Annotated in this window: 15 protein-coding genes; 5 read left to right on the forward strand and 10 right to left on the reverse strand. The window is 55.2% G+C overall.

Going from position 1 to position 20,717, the window contains the following annotated elements; translation table 11 throughout:
- Positions 1–29: 29 nt before the first annotated feature.
- Positions 30–1,202, reverse strand: coding sequence for a type II secretion system F family protein (locus QEH53_RS04410; RefSeq protein ID WP_309021922.1), 1,173 nt, complete (start codon positions 1,200–1,202; stop codon positions 30–32).
- Between the two features lie 214 nt (positions 1,203–1,416).
- Between QEH53_RS04410 and QEH53_RS04415 the strand changes: the two genes are divergently transcribed.
- The 4 genes from QEH53_RS04415 (at position 1,417) to QEH53_RS04430 (ending at position 4,836) form a co-directional block, all read left to right on the forward strand.
- A complete protein-coding gene (locus QEH53_RS04415) occupies positions 1,417–3,279 on the forward strand; it encodes an ATP-binding protein (protein WP_309021923.1) in 1,863 nt (620 codons plus the stop codon).
- A 5-nt stretch (positions 3,280–3,284) separates the two neighbouring features.
- Positions 3,285–3,707, forward strand: coding sequence for a response regulator (locus QEH53_RS04420; RefSeq protein ID WP_309021925.1), 423 nt, complete (start codon positions 3,285–3,287; stop codon positions 3,705–3,707).
- Between the two features lie 421 nt (positions 3,708–4,128).
- Complete coding sequence (locus QEH53_RS04425) at positions 4,129–4,422, forward strand: hypothetical protein (RefSeq protein WP_309021926.1); 294 nt, start codon at positions 4,129–4,131, stop codon at positions 4,420–4,422.
- Positions 4,423–4,443: 21 nt separating this feature from the next.
- Positions 4,444–4,836: a hypothetical protein gene (locus QEH53_RS04430; RefSeq protein WP_309021927.1), complete on the forward strand. Its 393-nt coding sequence runs from the start codon at positions 4,444–4,446 to the stop codon at positions 4,834–4,836.
- Between the two features lie 59 nt (positions 4,837–4,895).
- On the opposite strand, the gene QEH53_RS04435 is transcribed toward QEH53_RS04430, so the two are convergent.
- The 6 genes from QEH53_RS04435 to QEH53_RS04460 form a co-directional block, all read right to left on the reverse strand.
- On the reverse strand, positions 4,896–5,402 hold the full coding sequence (locus tag QEH53_RS04435) for a flavin reductase family protein (RefSeq protein ID WP_309021928.1): 507 nt from the start codon (positions 5,400–5,402) through the stop codon (positions 4,896–4,898).
- 93 nt (positions 5,403–5,495) lie between these two features.
- Positions 5,496–6,308, reverse strand: coding sequence for a PRC-barrel domain-containing protein (locus QEH53_RS04440; protein ID WP_309021929.1), 813 nt, complete (start codon positions 6,306–6,308; stop codon positions 5,496–5,498).
- A gap of 281 nt (positions 6,309–6,589) precedes the next feature.
- Positions 6,590–8,053: a TolC family protein gene (locus QEH53_RS04445; protein WP_309021930.1), complete on the reverse strand. Its 1,464-nt coding sequence runs from the start codon at positions 8,051–8,053 to the stop codon at positions 6,590–6,592.
- An 83-nt stretch (positions 8,054–8,136) separates the two neighbouring features.
- Positions 8,137–10,593, reverse strand: coding sequence for an ABC transporter permease (locus tag QEH53_RS04450; RefSeq protein WP_309021931.1), 2,457 nt, complete (start codon positions 10,591–10,593; stop codon positions 8,137–8,139).
- Positions 10,594–10,700: 107 nt separating this feature from the next.
- Positions 10,701–11,405, reverse strand: coding sequence for an ABC transporter ATP-binding protein (locus tag QEH53_RS04455; RefSeq protein WP_309021932.1), 705 nt, complete (start codon positions 11,403–11,405; stop codon positions 10,701–10,703).
- Between the two features lie 190 nt (positions 11,406–11,595).
- A complete protein-coding gene (locus QEH53_RS04460) occupies positions 11,596–12,849 on the reverse strand; it encodes an HlyD family efflux transporter periplasmic adaptor subunit (protein WP_309021933.1) in 1,254 nt (417 codons plus the stop codon).
- Positions 12,850–13,253: 404 nt separating this feature from the next.
- On the opposite strand from QEH53_RS04460, the gene QEH53_RS04465 reads away from it, so the two are divergent.
- Positions 13,254–13,892: an OmpW family outer membrane protein gene (locus QEH53_RS04465; protein WP_309021934.1), complete on the forward strand. Its 639-nt coding sequence runs from the start codon at positions 13,254–13,256 to the stop codon at positions 13,890–13,892.
- An 84-nt stretch (positions 13,893–13,976) separates the two neighbouring features.
- Here QEH53_RS04465 and QEH53_RS04470 read toward each other — a convergent pair whose 3' ends face one another.
- The 3 genes from QEH53_RS04470 to QEH53_RS04480 form a co-directional block, all read right to left on the reverse strand.
- Positions 13,977–16,373, reverse strand: a complete 2,397-nt coding sequence (locus tag QEH53_RS04470; protein ID WP_309021935.1) for an ABC transporter permease — start codon at positions 16,371–16,373, stop codon at positions 13,977–13,979.
- A gap of 40 nt (positions 16,374–16,413) precedes the next feature.
- Positions 16,414–18,840 carry an ABC transporter permease gene (locus QEH53_RS04475; RefSeq protein WP_309021936.1) on the reverse strand — a complete coding sequence of 809 codons (2,427 nt, stop codon included), beginning with the start codon at positions 18,838–18,840 and terminating at the stop codon, positions 16,414–16,416.
- Positions 18,841–19,346: 506 nt separating this feature from the next.
- Positions 19,347–20,705, reverse strand: a complete 1,359-nt coding sequence (locus QEH53_RS04480) for an ATP-binding protein (protein WP_309021937.1) — start codon at positions 20,703–20,705, stop codon at positions 19,347–19,349.
- Positions 20,706–20,717 lie beyond the last annotated feature (12 nt).

Here is a 20,717-nt window from a genome sequence, read left to right on the forward strand (position 1 = left end):
CCGTAGGATGAGAGCGGCATGGGGAGAGCTTAGCTTCCGACGATGGAAGAGAGTTGGAAGATTGGCATGAACATAGCCATCACGATACCGCCGACTACCACCCCGAGGAATACGATGAGCATCGGCTCGATCAGGGAAGTCAGGGCCGCTATAATGGAATCAGCCTCTGTATCGTAGAAGTCTGCGATCTTATTCATCATGCCGTCTACGTTACCCGTTTGTTCACCGGCACGTGACATGTGCTTCATCATCGGAGGGAAGAAGTGGATACGCTCGATGGTGTCGGAGACCTGTCCCCCTTCGGAGATGTTCTTGGTGATCAAACGACATGCGTCCTCGACTTGGGTTTTGCCGGACGAGGCGGCGACGATTTCCAAACAACGGAGGATCGGTACGCCGGAGCGGAGCAAGGTAGCGTAGGTGCGGCAAAAACGTGAAAGTGTGATCTTTATGATGAGGTTACCGAAGACAGGCATCTTGATTACCATTTTATCGCGGAAGCGACGCCCTTTGGGCGTCTTCGTGAAGCGACTCCAGACTTGGAAGCCGACGAAGCCCGCTCCGATAATGTAGAGGATGTTTCCTTTTAGGAAGTCGGATAGGTCGATCAGGAATTGGGTCGGTCCAGGGAGTTCGGCTCCGAAATCGGTGAACATATCCGCAAAGGTCGGAACCACGAAAATGAGCAGCACATTTACGAGAATGATTGCGAGGGCAATGACCGCGACTGGATAGGTCATGGCCGACTTTACTTTCTTGGTCAGCTTAGTCGTCGCCTCGAAGTAGCCCGCTACTTTTCCGAGGATTTCAGCGAGTCCGCCACTGGCTTCACCTGCTTCCACCATGGAGATGAAGAGATTGTTGAAAGCTCGAGGGAACTTCCCGCAGGCTGCGGAGAAATTGTTACCTTGCGAGACGTCGGCCTTTACTTCGCGGATGATGATACGGAAGACGGGGTCTTCAGTCTGGTCTTGAAGCGCGTCGAGGGCGGATACCAGCGGAAGGCCAGCTTCCAGCATGGATGCGAGCTGCTGGGTGAATACGGCGAGTGACTCGAGCTTGAGCTTATATTTCTTCGCCTTCTTCTCGTAGGCCTTTTCCTTCGCGAGACGCTGACCCTCCCAGAAACTGACGGATTTCTGCTTCTCCTTGTGAACAAGGCTATTTTTCGATTTGGAGGTCTGTGTGGCGAGTAGTGGCATGACTGTTCATACTTCGACCTGAAAACGCCAAACTTTGATGCGTATTGCGCTTAATCCACAGTGGGTATCCTAAGCTATAAGGGCGGTAGATGTGGAGATCTGAACCGCGTCGTTAACCGGTATCGGTCCAAGTTCGCATTCAATCAGCGTACATTATTATGCCACGGGCAGCTTGCACTTTGATGGTAGTGTTCGTTGATATTTCCTAATTGAGATGAAAATCGCTACCAAGATCCGTTTGCTTTCCTCCGGCTTGGCCTTGTTTTCGGCCTTGGCAGTCGGCTTGGTTATGTACCTTGGGTACGTCGAATCGATCGCTGATCTGGAGGTTGAAGTACTGGAGCAGCGAGTGGAGGCTGATGTAGCGCGGTTGAACGATGCATTCAAGGAGGTCTCCCATGACATCCGGTTGCTACACGGGTTGCCAGGGGTGAGAGAGTTATTGAATAGATCGCCGCGCCCAATCGAGGACATGAAGGACGACCTGGCTCAAACCTTTCGTCATTTGCTACTTGCTAAGCCGCATTACGTGCAGGTGCGCTTGATCGGTGTGGATGGTGAAGGAAGGGAAGTCGTCCGACTAGATCGCGAGGGCGAGCGAATCGTCAGGCGTTCCGAAGCTGAGCTTCAGGTCAAGGGGCGAAGGAGCTATTTCTTGGAAACGCGAGATAACGAGCGGGGAGAAATCTATTATTCCGACATCGACCTGAATCGAGAGAACAACCGCATCGAGGTGCCTTATCGACCCATGTTGAGGGTGGCCATGCCTGTGTACGATGATGATGAGACATTCCGAGGAATCGTGATCATCAACTTGGATTTTCGGGGCTTCGCGAGGGAGTTCCTGGGTAACACCGCCCTTCGTTTCGATCACTACTTGTGCAATTCGGAGGGAGACTTCCTCTTGCATCCGGAGGAAAACAAAACGTTTGGGTTCGATCTCGGGACTCGATTCCGCGTGCAAGAGGAGTATCCGGAAATTGGAGACTTTGGTGATTCTGACAAAGAGGCGATAACCATGGCTATCAATCGAGAGGATCGTCCGTCAGGCTTTTGGTTTCATCTGAGGAAAGTGCGTCCTTTGGAGGACGGGAGGGTGCTGTTGTATGGTGTGGCGGCCGGTTTCGAAGAGGTTGTTTCAGCCTCACACTCAATCGTCCGGAAGACGGTACTGATCATGGTGGTGCTTTGGGGTTTGGCCCTTGCCGGCGCCTTGGGAGTTTCTCTCCTTATCACACGGCCCATTGAAAGGATCACCCAAGCGGCGCGTAGATTGGGAGAAGGCAGCGACGATGTGGATTTGCCGGACGCTCGCTCCGACGAGATTGGAACCTTGGCAACCTCTTTCAAAGTGATGCGTGGGGCGATCAAGGAACAGGAAGGGCGGATTCTAGAAGCCAACGAGAGCCTCTCTCAAGCGAACCGTGACTTGAAGCATTTCGCTCACATCTCTTCGCACGAGTTGCGCGAGCCACTCACTCGAATTTCTGGACTAGCGAGTTTGCTAGAGCTATCGTTTCAGGACTCTAAGGAAAGTGAGGCGACCTCGTTCGTGAAGTCCGTGAAGGAGGAGGCAGCCAGTGCCTTGCAGCAAATTACCGACTTTCGCGTTTTCTCCCACTTGGGAGAGGGCACCACTGTGCGGGACAAAACCGATCTGCTTCAGCTGGTGCAGGAGGTGCTCGAGGAGTTCTCCCCTCTAATCGAAGCCAAGGAAGCGGTGGTTTCGTTGGGCAAGCTGCCAGAGATCAAGGTCTACCGCAACTTGGTGAGGGTCCTCTATCGAAATCTCGTGGAAAATGCCCTCGAATATGCGCAGGGCAAGGGCACGGCTTTGGCGTTTACTGCGGAGCGATACGAGGGATGCTGGACGCTCGGAGTTTTCAACACTGGCTCTTCAATCGTCGACGCGGAGCAGGATCGCGTTTTCCGAGTCTTTACACGTTTGAATCAAGAGGTTGAGGGGACTGGCTTAGGACTGGCGATTTGCAAGCGGGTTGTCGAATTCCATTCTGGGCGCATTTGGATAGAATCTGATAAGAGCAGCGTACACTTTAAATTCATATTAGAGTCTTGAAACTAATGGTTACCCAAAAAATCGAAAATGTTGATACAACTCGTCCTATCGTAATGGTGGACGATAACGAGATAGATTTGGAGATCGGGCGTCGGCTCTATGCCTTCGCCAATTTGGAAAATCCGTTTATGGCGCTCAACTCCGGGCACGCTCTTCTCGACCACTTGGAGAAGGTGGAGCGGGATGAGGAGCCTTGCCCGGCGGTGGTGTTGCTTGACGTCAACATGCCTCAATTGAACGGCTTTGACACCCTGAAGCGGGTGCGGCAGAACGAGGCGTTCAGGGAAGTCCCCGTGGTGGTGATGTTCACGAATTCAGACAACCCGCTGGATATGGAACGCGCTGCGGCGATGGGGGCGAATGGATACCGGTTAAAGCAATTTGAAGTCGATAGCTTCGTAACTTTCCTGCACAGTTTTTTCGAATAAGAAAGTGCCGATATAGACCGCCTTGAAACTGTCTGGACCAGGGCTTCCCGATAGGTCTTCGGGAATGTGCAGTCCGCCGATATTTGCAAGACAAGCGATAACCATATTTCGAAACACCTTCGCGCGTTGTCTTCGTTCTCTCCTGAAACGATAGATCGGTTGTGAAACCATAGAGTGCTCGGATTGAAGAGGCACGTCGCGTGGCATCGTCCGTCCGCTCACGAAACCGAATGTTTTTTAGGGAACGCTAGCCGTTGCGAGAACGCCTCAAGAGAGCTGGTAGGGGAAGAGGGATGCGGGGCGGCGAATACCGGCGTATTGAGGAGGTTGGCGCAATTTTGGCAGTGCAAGGTTATCAAATTCGATCGGCAACAATGCTCCTCGGATTGTCAGAACCGAAACCTCAACCCCCTCAAAAACTATGAAGTCTGGAAAGCCCTCACATTCACCTGAAACTGATCAACCTATCGCTGGACACGAGTCTAGAGAGTGGGATGAATTGGCCGATGCGATCGAACCGCTTGAAAACCGAAGTAACGAAGATCCTCGAGTAGAGGATGGTTCGCGCGATGCGAGCCCCGTTGAGGAAAAGGAAAAGGTGCGGCAGGAGAAGGAGCGGGTTGAATCTCGCTCGCATGAGGATCTAGTCAAATCGGGGGTGGAACGAGCTGCTGACGATCAAGAAGTGAGTTCAGCTATGCGTAGCCAATCTTGATTAACTAAAGGAGGGAGCAACTTGAAGGAAAAGCCGTACACCTTTCGCCGTTATATCATCAGGATCTTCATCCCGGTAGCAATCGTTTCAATCGTGGGATTGTCGTTGCGGTGGCGGGTGAGCCATGAATTCCAGGAGAATAATGTGGAGCCGGTTTCTCAAAAAGAGCCGAAGCCGATCGAAGAGGAAGTGACGTTTTCCGAAGAGAATAGGGCTCATGTCGTTAGTGGGCTTAAACAAGCTCTCACGATGTTTGAGAGTTCTGAAGTAGAAGCTCCCGAAGCGAAGCTTGAGCGATTGAGAGGGAGAATCGAAGCCTTAGAGGAGGTGGACCAAGCGGGATGGGAGAATGCTGTCGATCAGGCCTACGAAGCCCTCGCGGCGATTCGGGACGGCAGCGAGAGATCGGGATGATGGCAACCGAGCCATCAACCGCGATGAATGCTGAAAATTAAGACGGTCTCGATGTTTTGCTATCCTGCGTAGGTCCAGCCGATTTGGTCGCATGTGAGTACATCACCATCATCGATCTGGTGAGATTCTAGCACCTCCCCAATGAAGATCGAATGGTCGCCAGCGTCTACGGTGTCGACGGTTTGGCAATCGAGGTAGGCCAGTGCCTCCTTGATGACGGGTACTCCGGCCGCGTTTAGAGTGTGAGGCACGTGTGTCATCTTTTCTTCGTCCCGATCATGCGGCTTTACGAGGATCCGCGCGAGATCGGTTTGGTGCTTGCTGAGTAGGTTTACAGTAAACCTGTTCTCTTCACTCATTAGTTGATGGCTGTTGCTGTCTTTGCGGATAGCGACGGCGACGCGTGGCGGATTGAAGGAGCATTGCATGACCCAGCTCGCGATGAGGGCGGTGGAAACAGCTTCGTCCGAGCCTATTCCGATCGCGAAAATGCTGTAGGGAATCAGGCGTAGGACTTCGTGTGTGGTTTTTGACTTAGTGTGATCGATATCGGTGATAGGTGTCATTTTTATGGAGCGTCTTTGAATGTTAGATACAGGTTGTCGGGTGGAAGCTTGGTATTACCACCGCGCTTTGTGGAGCTTAGTCTGCCGGCCTTTCTACATGGGCGTGGTCAGTAGCGTGTCGTCACGCTCCCAGTGGTAAGGGCGTCCGTAGTAGTCATACAGGTTCTTCTCGAAGTCCCGATTGATGGGGGCTTGAGGGTCGTATTCCGGAGCGTGTTCTATTTGCTTGCGGGAGAGATCGACCCTCGCCTCGTTTGCTTCGTAATCGACCGATTCGAGCCAGCCAATGTCGATTAGGCACTTACGTCCGGGCAGCCAGTTTCGAGTGTCGATGACGAGGTATTGGATTTTCCATTTTTCATCGTCGATTATGAAATCCTCCACGTGTCCAAAACTCTCATCGGTGGCATGGATGTCGTAGCCGATGATTTCTCTTGCGGACCGCAGGTGGCTTTCTCCGATGTTATCGAGATTCTCTCGGTGTTGGGATCTTTCCACTTTCGATGGGTGGGCAACCGAGTCGCTCGGTGGCGCGAAAATAGGCTCTTGGGAAAATCCCCAAGTGTAGGGGCCGGACCAATACGGTTGGCTTTGTTGATAGTAGCGAGCATACTCCTGCTCGTACTGCCGCGATACCGGGCTGTTTTCGTCGAGTTTAGGAGCACCCTTAACCTGCTCCTTGGTTAGTTCGACCGGGAAGTGCTTCCCCTGCCATCCGGTTTGAGGTTGTTTCGCGTGCTGAGGGCTCACCAGGACTTTCTCACCGGGAAGCCAGCGTCCGGTGTCTACCACTACGTAGCGTAAGCGCCAGTGGCGGTCATCGAACAGGGAGTCTTTTACCTTACCGAGGGTTCCATCGAGAGCCTCCACAGGATAGCCAAATGTGTCATATATGCTTCGTAGCATGTCTTTTCCTTTCCTTTGAGTTAGGGGTCGTATCTAAGGAAATGAAACGCATGGCTTGCGCCAGATTCCCGCACGTGGGGCGTGGTCGAGCCCCGAAACCGAGTCGCGACGGGAAGTGCGTTGATTAGACTGCTTTTCGCACTACTAAAGGTTGCAGTGCGCAAGACTCTACAGATGGAGTTGAAGACGGGTGTTTAACGCAATCGCTCGCGGAATGGCGGCACTTCCTGAAAGTGGGAAGCGAGGTAGCGGCCTAGAAACGTCCTTTCGAAGAGAAGGGCCTAGAGGTCGATGGCCTGGTTTTGGAGGGTGCTCCCTTTGACTTGGTGGTAGCGAGCGACAGCGATGTTGTAATTAGCGATCGCTTCTAGCTCGCGGACTTGGGCGGCGGTAAGGTCTTCTTGGGCTTCGAGGACGAAGAAGGTGGTGCTTTGTCCTAGGTTGAGCTTGCGCTCTTCAGCTTCGAGAGAGCGTTCGGCGAATTCGCGACCTTGCCGGGCAAGTTCGCGGCTTTGAGCTTCGGATTCGATGCGCCGGGCCGCGTTGTCGAGCTGGATGGCGATGGCTTGCTGGAGCTGTTGCTCGACGAGGTGGGCCCGGTCTTTGAAGAGGCGGGCAGAGGCTCGTTCGGCGCTGGCTGTGCGGTTGAGTATCGGGCGGCTAAAGGTGACGCCGACGAAGAGATCGGTTTCGGTGGAGCTGATCCCTTTATAGCTAGAGGTAAAGGAGTCGCTGAAATTCGTGCGGAAGGCACGGGCATTGAGGTCGAGCTCTGGGAGAGTTCCGCTAACGGCGGTTCTTTCGTCAATGATGGCCTTTTCGATTTGGATGAGGGCTTGCTGGTAGTCTGGGCGATTTTGCAAGGCGTATTCAAAATCTTGATTCAAATCACCCGACCACTCTTGAGGAGCGGGCATTGGACCGATTTCGACCTTCCATTTGACGAGGGCGAGGGCTTCGTTGGAGACGAAGCGTTTGAGCTCGTTGAGTGTATCCAGATAAAGGCGACGCTGGAGGACGACGTTGGCTTCGCGTTGGGCTAGTCGGGTTTCAGCGACTTCGACGCCTCGGACTTCGATAGTGCCGAGCTCGGCGCGTTTACGGGTGTCGGCCACGAGCTGGCTGGCTAGCTCCCGAGATTGTTCGGCGACGCGAAGGGAGTCTTTGCGGAGGGCAGTTTGGTTGTAGAGGGTGATGGCGTCGGTAACGGTCGTGATGGCTTGAAGCCGAAAGCTTTGCTCGGATTGCTCGTAGTTACGTTGGGCGATCTTAATGAAGCTACGGGAGGCGGCTCCAAAATTTTTAAGGAGTGGTTGGTAAAGGGCTATGCCGGCGTTCGTAGCGTAGGTGTCGGGTGATCCGAAGTTGTTTTCGAATCGCCCGGCGGCAGCGTCGAGAGTGAGGCGTCCACCGGTGGGGACGTTTTGGTAGATGGAAGCCGAAGTGACTTCGCCCTCTTGGGAGTTGAAGGAGGAGGTGGCTCCACCGCCGCCGCCGAGGGAGCCAGACGAGTGGGTGGCGCTGACGGCGGGGTCCCAGTAACCTCGGGATCCTTTTAGGTTTTGAGCGGCGATCTCTTTGTCGGTCTGGACGATGCGGATCTGAAAATCTCGTTGGAGTGCGAGGGTGATGAGGTTGGGTAGGTCGATCTCCTCGGGAACGATTTCGTCTGCCCGCAAATGGGTCAGGCCGAGGAAGACGAGAAGGATGAAGGTCGAAGGATGAAAGATGAGGGAGCGGATCATTTTTTATTGCGTACCGGTTGCCGGGGAGGAGCGTTGAATGGTTTCTATCGTGCGGACGGAGTGGAAGCCGTCCCTCCAGGCGTTTAGTCGCCGCGGAGGGTGTCGCTGAGGTTGGTGTTTATGACGTAGCGTGCAGGGGCGAATATGGCGAGCGACGAAACGGCGATGATGAGGGCGATAGGGAGGAGGTAGATCATGGGATTTGTAGAGGGGGGCGCCATTTGGTTGTCGGCCATGATTCCGAGGATGCCGTAGCCGAGGGCGCTGCCGACGACGAGGCCGAGGGCGATCTGCCAGCTGCTCATCTTGAAGATGTGGCGGAAGATGGTGGCGGGCCCGGCTCCGAGGGCTTGGCGGATGCTGAATTCTTGGAAGCGTTGGCGTATCGAGAAATCCATTACGCCATAGATACCGATGGAGGCGAGGGTGAAGGCGGCGATACCGAACATGCCAAAAAGGTTGCGGAAGAAGAGGACACCGAACTGGCTTTCTTCGACGGCGGTTTCGACGGTCTTGACGCGGTAGAGGGCGAAGCTTTGGTCCTCGTCGTTGAGAATAGAGCGAATGTGGTTGGCCTGTTGGGTGGGGTTTCCGTTGGTCTTGGCAAATACGGTGACGCTGTCTTGGGGGTCGCCGCTCATGGGGCGATAGACGCCGCCAAGTTCTTCGTCGCTTTTGTTAGCTCCGGGGCCGGCCATCTTGGTATCGGGAACGATGCCGATGATGGTGATCCAGGGGAAGGTGTCGGAATACTGGTCTCGGATTTGTTGTCCGAGGGCGTCTTGTATGTTGTCGGGCCAGAGTCGCTTGGCGAGGAGCTCGTTGATGACGCAGACCTCCTGGGCGTTTTCGCCTTGGTCCATCTTTTCGAATCCGCGGCCGTAGAGGATAGGGATGTCGAGCAAGTCGAAGTAGTTGTCGGAGACGATCTCGTTGCGGGCCCGTAGCTCTTCGCCTTCGGGGGCTTCGCGACCGCGTACCTGCCAGCGTGAGTTCCAGTTGAAGATCATGTCGAGGGCGCTGGTGAAGCCGACGCCTTCGAGGGCGGGGTTGTTTTCCATGAGGGTTTGGAGCCGTTCGAGTCCTTCGCTGCGTTGGTCGCCTGGGTAGTAGTTTTCGGGCAGGTCGAAGCGGGCGGTCATGATTTGGCTTGGGTCGTAGGGCGGTTCGAATACGGCGGCATCTTTGGCTCCGCTGACCATGGCGGAGGTGGCGATGAGCAGGGCGCAAGATACGGAGAGTTGGGCGAGGACGAGGAGCTTCGAGAAGACGCCCATTTTGAGGCTGGAGGCACCGCGGGAGTTGTCCTTGAGGATCTCGTTGACGTCGGTCTTAGAGGCGCGGATGGCGGGGACGATGCTGGCCACGATGCTGGCAAAGAGCGTGATGAGGGCGAGGTAGCCGATCGTCTTCATATCGACATCCATGTTCATCCAGATCGGCGGGTTGGCTTGGGCCGATGCGAGTACGGAGGCCCAGATGGCACGGCTGGTCCAGATGGCGATGATGAGTCCGCCCAGTCCGCCGAAGAAGGCGATAGCGAAGCCTTCGACCAACATTTGCATGACGAGGCGTCCGCGCTTGCCACCGAGGGAGGCGCGGATGGCGAGCTCCTTGACGCGGGTGGTGGCTCGGGAGAGGGTGAGGTTGGCGACGTTGGTGCAGGCGATGAGCAGCACCATGAGGGAGCAGGCGAGCAGGAGGTAGACCATCCTAGGGAACTCGTCACCCATGAAGTTTTCGCCAAGGGTTTCGATTTCGAATGCGATGTATCCAGTATTGGTTTCTGGATACGCGTCGGCCATAGTCTTGGCGATCGTATTCATGGCGGGCACTGCGGATCCGATGGTTTGATCTTCCTTGAGGGTGGCGAGGACGAAGAGGGCGTCGCCGTCGCCTCTGGAGAGTTCAAGGTGGTTGGCGGTTTCGTTTATCCAAACATCGTGGCGGGACGGAAAGTCGACTCCCTCGGGGGCTACGCCGATGAGGGTGGTGGGAATCCCGTTCATGTTGAAGGATCTGCCGATGATGGATTCGCGGCTGTCGAATTGGTTTTTCCAGAGCTTGTAGCTGATGACCGCTTTTTTGGCAGCGTCGGGGCGGTCGTCTCCTTCTTCGAAGAAGCTGCCGATGTGGGGCTTAAGTCCGAGGGTTTTGAAGAGGCTGTCTGAGACGTGAGCACCGGTGAAGCGTTCGGCATACTTTTCGACGACGATGCTGATGGTGTTGTTGGGCCGCATGAAGGAGAGGTTTTCGAAAACTTCCTGGCGTTCTTCGATTTCCCGGTAGTTTTTGGGGCGGATAAATCCTAGCTGGGCGCCTGACTTCCAAAGGTGTTCGGTGGACGGGTCCCACTGCAGCACGAAGATGTTGTCGAAGTCGATGTCCTTGGGGTGTCCTTTGATAACACCGAACACGAGGGTGAGCATGAGGCCGACGAGCCCGAGCCCGAGGGAGAAAGCCATGATGGCGAGGAGCATGCTGCCGGGGTTGCGGCCGAATTGGCGGATGCCTACTTTGAGGTCGTTGGTGAAGGACATGGTGAGACTGATTCGGTTAATTTTGTGAGCGGCGGGGAAGGCCGTCTGCCCGTTCTGGGGAACTTGGTTGAGCAATCGCGTGACAAGCACGCTCCCGCGGAACTTGTTTACTGGACGGGGGCGGTGGCGACAGTTTCGTCGACGACTTTACCGTCGAAGAGGTGCACGGTGCGGGAGGCGATCTCGTTGTAACGTTCATCGTGGGTAACCATGCAAATGGTGGCTCCTTCCTTGTTCAGGTCTTGTAGCATTTCCATAACTTTGGTGCCGTTCTTCGAGTCGAGGTTTCCGGTAGGCTCGTCAGCGAGGAGGATGCGCGGCGTGCCGCCAAGAGCGCGGGCAACGGCGACACGCTGTTGTTGACCGCCGGAGAGCTGGTGTGGGTAATGGTTTTGGCGGTGCGACATCTGTACTTTTTCGAGGGCTTCGAGGACGCGGGTCTTGCGTTCGGCCGCTTTGAGTCCGCGATAAACGAGGGGGAGTTCAACATTTTCGTAAACGGTGAGGTCGCCGATGAGGTTGAAGGATTGAAAAATGAAGCCGACATCCAGATTTCGGATACGCGAGCGTTCGTTGTTGTTGAGGGTGGCGACTTCTTTGCCGGCGAGCGAGTAGGAGCCGGAAGAGGGGGTGTCGAGAAGGCCGAGGATGGAGAGCAAGGTGGACTTGCCGCAACCTGAGGGACCACTGATGGAGAGGAACTCGCCCTCCATGATGTCGAGGTTGATGCCGGCGAGGGCGTGGGTCTCGATTTCGTCGGTGAGGAAAACTTTTGAAATTTCGGAGAGGTGGATGAGAGGATTTGTATTCATTTTTTTGGTGCTGGGTTTCGGGTGGAAAATGTGTTTGTTAAACCGCCGATGGACGCGGATTCTGTTTGGTGTTCGGAGGCTGCGGGACATCGCTCTGATGAGCGAGGCGGCTTGGTTAAGTGTTGGATTGGCTTTGAATTGTTTAGGGAATGGCGTAACAAGCACACTCCCATTGGGTTTTTTGTAAGGGTTATTGGATACGAATTTTATCGTAGTCTTCCCAGTCGGACATGTCGGAGAGGATGACGCGGTCGCCGGGGTTGAGGCCTTCGATGACTTCGATCTGGGATACGGAAGCTTTACCGTAGGTGATGGGGACGCGTAGGGCGACGTCGGAGTCGGGGACGAGCTTGAAGATGGTCATTTGGGATTCGGGGCGGGAGGAGGCGGGGCGTTTGACTTTGACGACGTTGGCGAGGCGTTCGAATTCGACTACGCCTTCGACGGTGAGGTCGGGGCGGGCTCCGTCGGGGAGAGGGTCGATGAATCGAATATCGACGGCAACGGTACCATTTTCGACATTTGGATCGACGCGTGAGATCGTGCCGCGGACTTTTCCATTGCGAGTGTCGACTACGGCGGTGAGACCGATGATTAGGTCCTTAGCGTTGATCTCGGCGATTCGCACGACGGCTTTGAGGTTCTTGGGGTCGGCGACTTGCGAGAGGTTTTGACCGATGCCTACCTGCATACCCTCTTCGACCGTCTGCTTTTGCAATACGCCTGCGACCCCAGCTACCACAGTGAGGCCATCGTATTGGTCTTGCAGAAGGTCGAATCGGGCTTTGGCCTGGTTAACCGAGGCTTTTCGCGCAGACAACTGAGTATCCAAATTCTTCTGACTGAACTCGAGGCGCTGGCGCTCGATGTCGAGTCGGGTAGTGAGCTGCTCGTGACGGAGCAGGGAACGTCGCATTTGCAGGTCAGAGACGAGGCCTTCCTTGTTGAGCTCGGTATCGATTTCGGCGTCGAGGGCGGCTTCTTTTTGCTGGGCTTCGAGCTGGGCGAGGTTGGCTTTGAGCTGGAGGATGTTGCTTTGCAACTGGACGTCGTAGGTGAGGAAGTCGGCTTCGGCTGCTTCGTAGGAGAGGCGTGCGTCGAGGGCTTGTTGCTCGAGGGTGGGGTTGGAGAGTTCCATGATGGGGGTCTCGGGCTCGACCCAGGCTCCGGGGCGGACGAGGATACGCTCGACGCGACCGGAGGTTTCGGAGGCGATCCAACGGAGGTCTTCGGGGACTAGGGTGCCGATGCCGCGGGCTTCGCGCATCATCTCACCTTGTTCGACGTCGCCGAGCCAGACGCGTTCTTCTTCGACGGTGGGGGTGGAGACGTCGAGTCCCATGAGCCACCAGATGGCGAAGCTGAGCACGATGGCGGCGGAGGAGCCTGCGATGATGCGGTTGCGGCGTTTCTTTTTCTTAATGTCGTTTCTTACGATGTCCATGAGAGGGAGGGGGATTGGGTGCTAGGTTCCGAAAGTTTGGAAACTGGGACTTTGGAAATTCAGGTTCTGGGTGTTGTTGAGAAGGAAGGCGGTTTGTCGCTTTGAGAAGAGGTTGATAGGGTGTTAAACACGGGGCGTGCCAAGTGGGTTACTGAATTTTATAAGTAATTGGATTTCAGTTGGTTAAGATTGTTAAATTATTGAGAGACCTTGGGAGGAGGTGGATTTGTCCCAATGGTGGCACGTGGAGAATCCCGAATTTGGGACGGCGAGGTTTGTCTGATGACTGTATTTGATGAGCTGGATTAGCTGCGTGAATACCGAGTTTTTTATCGATGAAGCCGATTGACGGACCAAAATAAATATAAAAAGGTAATTTAATATACAAAATTACTTTTCGAACTATGAAACATACAACCAAACTAGGAATCGTAGCGCTGGCTGCATTCGCCCCTATCATTAATTCCGCGATGGCGGCGCCTGCGAAGACTTGGGAGGTGAAGGTCCGGGCGGCGTATTTGGAAACTGCGGACAACTCGGATGCGTTCTCCGCATTGGGAATCGATTTCGCTTCAGGAGCGGTATCTGTAGAGGATAAGTGGATACCTGAAATTGACGTGACCTTCAACCTTACGGAGAATGTTTTGGCGGAGTTGGTTTTGACGATCCCGCAGAAGCATGACGTGTTTTTAGCAGGAGTAGGGAAGCTGGGTAGCTTGGAGCATTTGCCGCCGACTTTGAGCGTGGTTTACGAGTTTCAGAACGAGAGTGGATTCGTACCTTATGTTTCGGGCGGGGTGAATTTCACTTGGATTACCAACAAGCGTTTGAGCGTGGCGGGAATCGACCTTGATTTGGAGGACTATAGCGCCGGTTTGGCGTTGGGAGCAGGCTTCAAGTACGACATCGACGACAAGTGGGATTTTGACGCGAGCGTGAAGTGGATCGACCTCGAGTCAGATGTGACTGTCGGCGGCGCTCGTTTGACGACAGCGCAACTCGATCCATTGCTTTGGAGTTTGGGTGCGTCGTACCGGTTCTAGAGATACGTATTGAGTTTCTTAAGACATCTTGTGGGCTGCCCTTTTGGAGGGTAGCCTATTTTGTTGGGAGGAGATGTGGTTGGATTAGCCTAACTGGAGGGATTGGGAGGGGTGGATTGAGCTGGCGTTCTTGGCGGGGATCCAGCAGGCGACGAGGGCGATGAGGAGGGTGAATACGCTGACGCCGAGGAGGACGGTGAGGTCGTAGGGCTCGACCTGATACAGGAAGAAAGCGAGGTAGCGGCCGAGCCCGAGGACGATGGCGATTCCGATGGCGATGCCTATAGCCACGAGTGACAAGCCTCGCTTGAGGATCATGCCGACGATTTCTTGGGGCAGGGCTCCGATGGCTAGTCGGATGCCGATCTCGCGGTTGCGTTGCTTGACGAGGTAGGTCATGAGCCCGTAGATGCCGGTGGCGGCGAGAAGGATGGCCACGCCTCCGAAGATGCCGAGGAGAACGATCATGCTGGAGCGGGTTTGCACTGAGGCGGCGCTCGCTTCTTTAAGCGTTCTGATGCGGTCGATGGGTTGCTGAGGATCGATTTCGTGGATGGCGGCTTGGATCTCTTTGGCGAGGTCCATGGGAGGGAGGTGGGTTTTGACGAGGTAGCTGGTGGTCCAGGGATTAGTGATTTGCGGTTTGTAAAGTATCGCTCGCTCGGGCATGTCCAAGCCGTGCGGGCGTATGGTTCCTGCGACGCCTATTATCTCCCATTTCTCGTTCTGATGATTCATGATTTGCCCGATAGGATCGATGTCCGGAAAGAGATCCTCCACTATTTTTTGATTCACGATCATTACTCTGGGAGCGTCCAGCTTTTGGTCTGCTTGCTCGAAGTAGCGTCCGCTGATGAGTGGGATTTCCAAGGTTTGGAATAGGTCGCCGTTTACGGCTTCGAAAATGGGAGCGTATTTGTTTGCAGTCTCGGGTTGGTCATCGCGCCAAAGGACGCCATAGTAACTGTTTTTTCCGTTCATCGGATTGTTGGTGGTCATGGCAGCGGATATGACTCCGGGAACTTGCTCGATGCGAGCGAGAATCTGTTCAGTGAATTGAACGAAGCCTTCTTCTCCTTTCGAGCGTTCGAAGCTGCGGCTTATCTCGAAGGTGAGGACGTTTTCGTCGTTGAAGCCCGGGTCGGTCTGGAATGCGTTGCTCAGGCTTTTGAATAGGAGCCCAATCGAGACGAGGAGAATTACGGTGAGGGCTATCTCTGTGACGATGAGGGTTGCTTGAATCTTGTTTCCGCTGGCGCTGGTAGCGGCTCGCGAGGCGTCTTTCCTGTCCGCTCCGGCGCTGAGGCCGATGGCTTTGAAGGCGGGGAAGGCTCCGAAGACGATGCCGGTTGCTAGGCTGATAGCTAGGGTGAAAAAGAGCACGGGCAGGTCGATCTGCAGTTCGAAGTTTTGCATTTGGTCCAGGCCGACCATGAGTGCGAGGGGCTGGAGGCTGACAATGCCGAGAACTAGGCCTAATATGCCTCCCAGCAGGGCGAGCAAGGTACTCTCGCATAGGAGCTGACGGGCGATTTTCCAAGGCGGGGCTCCGAGGGCGGCTCGGGTGGATATCTCTCTGTGCCGACCGGTGGCTTTGGCGAGAAGGAGGTTGGCGACGTTGGCGCAAGCGACGAGTAGCACGAGCCCCACGGAAACGAGGAGGGAGAGGGCGTAAGGCTTGTAGGATTTGGTTACGACTTCCTGCATAGGCTTAACCCAAAATCCGAAGTGCTTATGACGGTCGGGGTACTCGTCGAGAGTGCGGTCTTTGATGGCTAGGAGCTCGCTCTGGGCGGATTCAGCGGTGGCTCCGTCTTTAAGTCGAGCGATGACGTTTACTGCGAAGTTGAAGTTCTTTTCGCTGTTGCCGGGAACTGTTCGAAGCGGTCCGGGGATGAGGAAATCGATTTCAGGATAGAGAAGGGCGTTGGGAGGGAGCACGCCGATTACGACATAGTTTTTGTAGTTTAGCTTTATGCTGCGGCTGACGATATTGGGATCGGAGCCGAATCGGTTTTTCCAAAGGCTGTCGCTGAGGATGACGACTTGGGCGTCACCGCCTGGCAGGTCGCTTCCCGGTTCGAAATCGTTTCCAATGGTGGGCTTAACTTCGAGCGTTTGTAAGTAATTAGTCGATACAGTATATCCTGAAATATAAATTGGATCAGCTCCTTCGGAAAAGGTGAATCTGGCTTCTCGATCGTAGCTGATCGACGCGAACTGGGTCGCCATGGCTTCGAAGTCGAGGAAGGAACCGCCAAACACCGACGGTCCGGCGTCTGGGTTGCCAGCGACGCTCTGGCGGATGTTCATGAGCTGGTGGGCTTCCGGATAGGGAAGGGGTTTGAGCAGGAGAGCGTTGATGAGGGAGAAGATGGCGGTGTTGGCACCGATGCCGAGGGCGAGGGTGAAGACGGCGATGAAGGTGAAGCCGGGAGATTTGACGATTTGGCGAAGGGAGAAGCGTAGGTCGTGGAGCATGGTTGGAGGTGGGTGGAGGTGCGGTGTATCCAGGTTTCAGCTACGCCAGTTGCAGGGCCTCGGTGGGGTGGATCTTGGTGGCGGACCTGGCTGGGCGCCAGCAGGCGAAGGCGCTGACGAGGACGACGAAGAGGCAAACGCTGGCGAGGATGACGGGATCGTAGGGAGTAACTTGATACAGCATGAAGGATAGGAAGCGTCCCAATAGCAGTACGGCGACGATTCCAATGCCGACTCCTATAGATGTGAGGCGTAAGCCTCGTTTGAAGATCATGCCGATTATCTCGTTCGGTAAGGCTCCTATGGCGAGGCGGATGCCAATTTCTCGATACCGTTGTTCGACGAGATTTGTCATGAGTCCATAGATGCCGAAACCGGCGAGGAAGATGGCGATGCTGCCGAAAAGGACGAAGAGGATATTGAGTACGCTACGAAAGTTTTGGGTGTTTTCTGCGATTTGCTTCAGTGTGGTTAGCTCGCCGATGGGTTGGTCGGGATCGAGAGACTTTATCGCGTCTTGGACTTCTCCCTCTAATTCGTTCTGCTTCAGACGCGTCTCGATGATATAGTTAGTGTTCCAGGGCCAGTGGATTTGCGGTGTGTAGACGATGCTACCCTTTCCCCTATCTAGGGCCCTGGGAACGATGCTACCTACAATACCGACCACTTCATAGGTTTGCCCTCCGAGGCGGATACTTTGGCCAATAGGATCGATGTCGGAAAATTGTTCTTTGGCGAGTAGTTCGTCGATGACGGCCACCTCGTGGGAGTCAGGTAATTGGTCGCGTTCGTCGAAGACCCGTCCTCGAATCAGGGGAATATCGAGGATCGAAAACACATCGCCATTAATCTGCAGCGAGCTAACTAGATAGCGCCGAGGAGCGTCGGATTGGTCTTCGCGTAGGAATTCATTTTTCCAAACTCCCCCGCGATAGTCCATGGGCGGTTGCGAGATCATGGCGGCACTTTCTACACCGGGAATCTGCTTGAGGCGCCCGATCAGTTCTCTCGAAAATCGGGTGCGAGCCTGCCTCGCTTGTTCAGGGGTAACGTCTGGTCCCAAGTTGCCTTGTCTCCATACTTCGAAGTTGAAAACATTGGATTCGTCGAAGCCTCGGTCGGCATTGAATGCCTTGTTAGTGCTCTTTAGTAGTAGACCGATGGATACGAGAAGGACGACCGATAGGGCTATTTCGCTGACGATTAATGCCGCTTGCAGTTTGTTGCCGCGGGAGCGGGTGAAGGAGCGGTTCATTTCGCCGAGACCTTGGGATGCTCCTTGCCGCAAGGCCTTTAGGGCGGGCGATACTCCAAAGAGAAGCCCTGTTCCTACGCTGGCGACTAGGGTAAAGGCGAGAACGCGAAAATCGATAATGAGGTTGGTATCTGGCCAATTGGAGGTAGATAGTAGTCCTTCTAAAAGAGGAAGGGCGTTGATACAGATAAGCAGTCCCCCGATCGCTCCAGCGAGCGAAAGGAGAGCGCTTTCACAGAGGAGGAGGCGGACGATGCGCCAACCTGAGGCACCGATGGCGGTCCGCAGGGCGAGTTCGGATTGGCGGGCGGACAGTCTGGCGAACAAGAGATTTGCCACGTTGGCGCAGGCGATGAGCAAGACGAGCCCCACTGCGGCGAGCAGGAGGAAGGTGATATTTCCGTAGCTCAAGAAGATTGCATCCTGCAGTGTCCATACGTCGATTTTCGATTCGCGTATGATCTCCGGATAGGTGTTGGCAAATTGCGATTTGATTGACTCGAATTCTTGAGATGCGGAGTGAAGGGAAGCTTCGGGAGCTAGCCGGCCAATAACGTAGTAGTTCCATTCGTCTCGTTTGAAAGCGGTCTTTGGGATTGCGGCGGGGATCATAAAATCGTTGCCGGACACCCTCGCACCGAGATAGAGCTGCTCCTCATCGTAGAGACCGATGACCGTGTAGTTTTGTTGGCCTAAGATGATGGACTTGCCGACGATATCGTGAACGCTGAACAAGTGTTGCTTCCAGACCTTTTCAGAAAGAAGGACAACCTTGTCGTCTCCCGTCGCGCTTTGGTGATCTGCGGTGAAATCTTGTCCGCGGGTTGGGTTGAGACCGAGGGTCTTGAGCAGTGGACCGGTTACCTGTCTTCCTTGAAGCATCGTTGCTATGTCGATACCGGTTAAGGCGAGGTTAGCATTGTTGCCTGTGATCCCGATGACGGATTCTAGCTGACTTGAATTGGTTTCAATGTCTTGGACTAACTTACCGTGAATCCTCCTCCATAGCGTCGGACCTTGGCCTTCGTCGGAACGAAGCGCTATGAGTCGATGGCTTTCCTCGAAGGGTAGGGGTTTGAGGAAATAGGCGTTGACGAGGCTGAAGATGGCAGTGCTGGCGCCAATGCCGATGGCGAGGGTGAGGACGGTGATGAAGGTGAAGCCGGGAGACTTCGTGAGTTGGCGGAGGCCGAAGCGGAGATCGTTGAGCATGGTTGGAGGCGGTGGTTGGAGCGGTTCCTGGCGTGGGGTACCAGGTTCTGGTTGGCTTGGAGGCGGCGGGGGATGTGGAACGAGCTTTTCAGCGCGGAGCGGGAGGGAGTGCTTTCTTGGTCTTTCTCTATCATTTGCCGTGCCAGATTTAGCGGTGATCGTCTAAAGCATTGATATATAGTGTGATAGACCTGTGGGGGAAATATGCAGGACGGTTCGCTCTCTTTTGGTTTCGATAGCGGGAAGGCGGTGGTCCCGTTATTGGGACGAATAATGCGCAGTAGAAGGGAGGCTTCTCGGCTGGGGTGGACTCGGTGGGGAGCTTGGAGTTGGGGCTATGCGGTCATTGCAGTCATTCGACGAGCTCGTGATCTATGAACGAGTTGCAAGCTGGTGGGGTAGGGAGTTGGGGTGTCGCCTCGGCGCGGCGACCTACAGGGAGGGAGGGTGCGTCGCCATGCGACAAGCTCATGATTCAAGACGAGCGAGGACGCTGGGGAATTGGTTTAGCGGTTGGGAATGATGTCGAGTTGGATGGTGGCGCGGCAGCCGGTGCGGTCTTGGCGGTTGGCGAGGGAGAGGGTGCCGCCGACGGCTTCGACGATTTGCTTGCTGAGGGCGAGGCCGATGCCGGAGCCTTTGGCTTTGGTGGTGTAGAAGGGGACGAAGAGGTTGTCGGGGTTGGCGATGCCGGGGCCGTCGTCTTCGATGCGCAGGAGGGCGACGCCGGCGATGGCTTCGATGGAGCAGGTGACGGAGCCGGGTTTTTTTGAGGAGGCTTCGGTGGCGTTTTTGAGGAGGTTGATGAGGGCTTGCTCGAACTGTGTTGAGTCGATGGATACGGTGGGGTTTGCGGAGGTGTTGGCGAAGGCGACGTTGGGACTGAAGAGTTGGCAGGTGGTTTGGAAGAGGGGGGCGAGTTGGGTGGAGGCGGCTTGGGGTTCGGGGAGCTTGGCGAGGCGGGTGTAGTCGCCCATGAAGCGGACGATGTTCTTGGAGCGTTTGGTGATGGTTTCGAGGCCGTCGAGCAGGTCGGTTTTGGTTTCGTCTTCGATGTCGGCGTTTTTGGTGATTTTTGAGAGGGTGGTTGCGAGGGAGGAGATGGGGGCGAGGGAGTTGTTGAGCTCGTGGCCGAGGACGCGCAGGAGCCGCTTCCAGGAGTCGCGTTCTTGTTCGGAGGCGGCGCGGGTGATGTCGGTGAGGAGGATGAGGTCGAAGCGTTCTCCGTCGAGAATGAAGATGCCGCGGCGTCCTTCGAAGCGTCGGCTTTCGTTTATGAAGGAGAAGCGTGAGAAGTCTTGGGTGGATTGGTCGAGGACGAAGGGGATGTTGAGCTCGTCGACGGTTTTGAGCTCGGGAATGGAGTCCCAGTGGTTGATGGAGGAGATTAGATTGCGGGCGGCTTCGTTGGCTTGGGCGACGACGCGATCGGCTCGGACGATGAGGGTAGCGACGTCGATGTTGGCCGTGATTTTGTCGATGACCTTTTGTGTTTCGATGCCGGTGAAACGGGCTTTCTCCATCAGCGAGGCGATAGCGTTGATCTCGTTGTAGAGCTCGACGATGGTGCCGGAGCTCTCGGATATGCGCCGGGAGCGAAGGGTGAAGTCGCCCTCGCGGATGGAGCTAATGACGTTCGCCGCGACGCGGAGTGGGCTGGTGATCCAGGATTGCAGGCTCCATGCGATAAAGGGGAAGGGTAGTATGATGAGCGTCAGGCAGGTGACCCAGATTTCCCAGGTGGCCTTGGCGAGCACGAGCAAGACGATGGAGATGATGGTAGCTGGCAAGGCGCAGAGTGCGGCGCGCAAAACGATTGTCGTTTCGTATGAGAACCGGGATGGCTTGTGCGGGCGTGGGGACAAGTCTGAGTGGAT

This window comes from Pelagicoccus sp. SDUM812002, from assembly GCF_031127835.1.
In the GTDB taxonomy this organism is placed as follows: domain Bacteria; phylum Verrucomicrobiota; class Verrucomicrobiia; order Opitutales; family Opitutaceae; genus Pelagicoccus.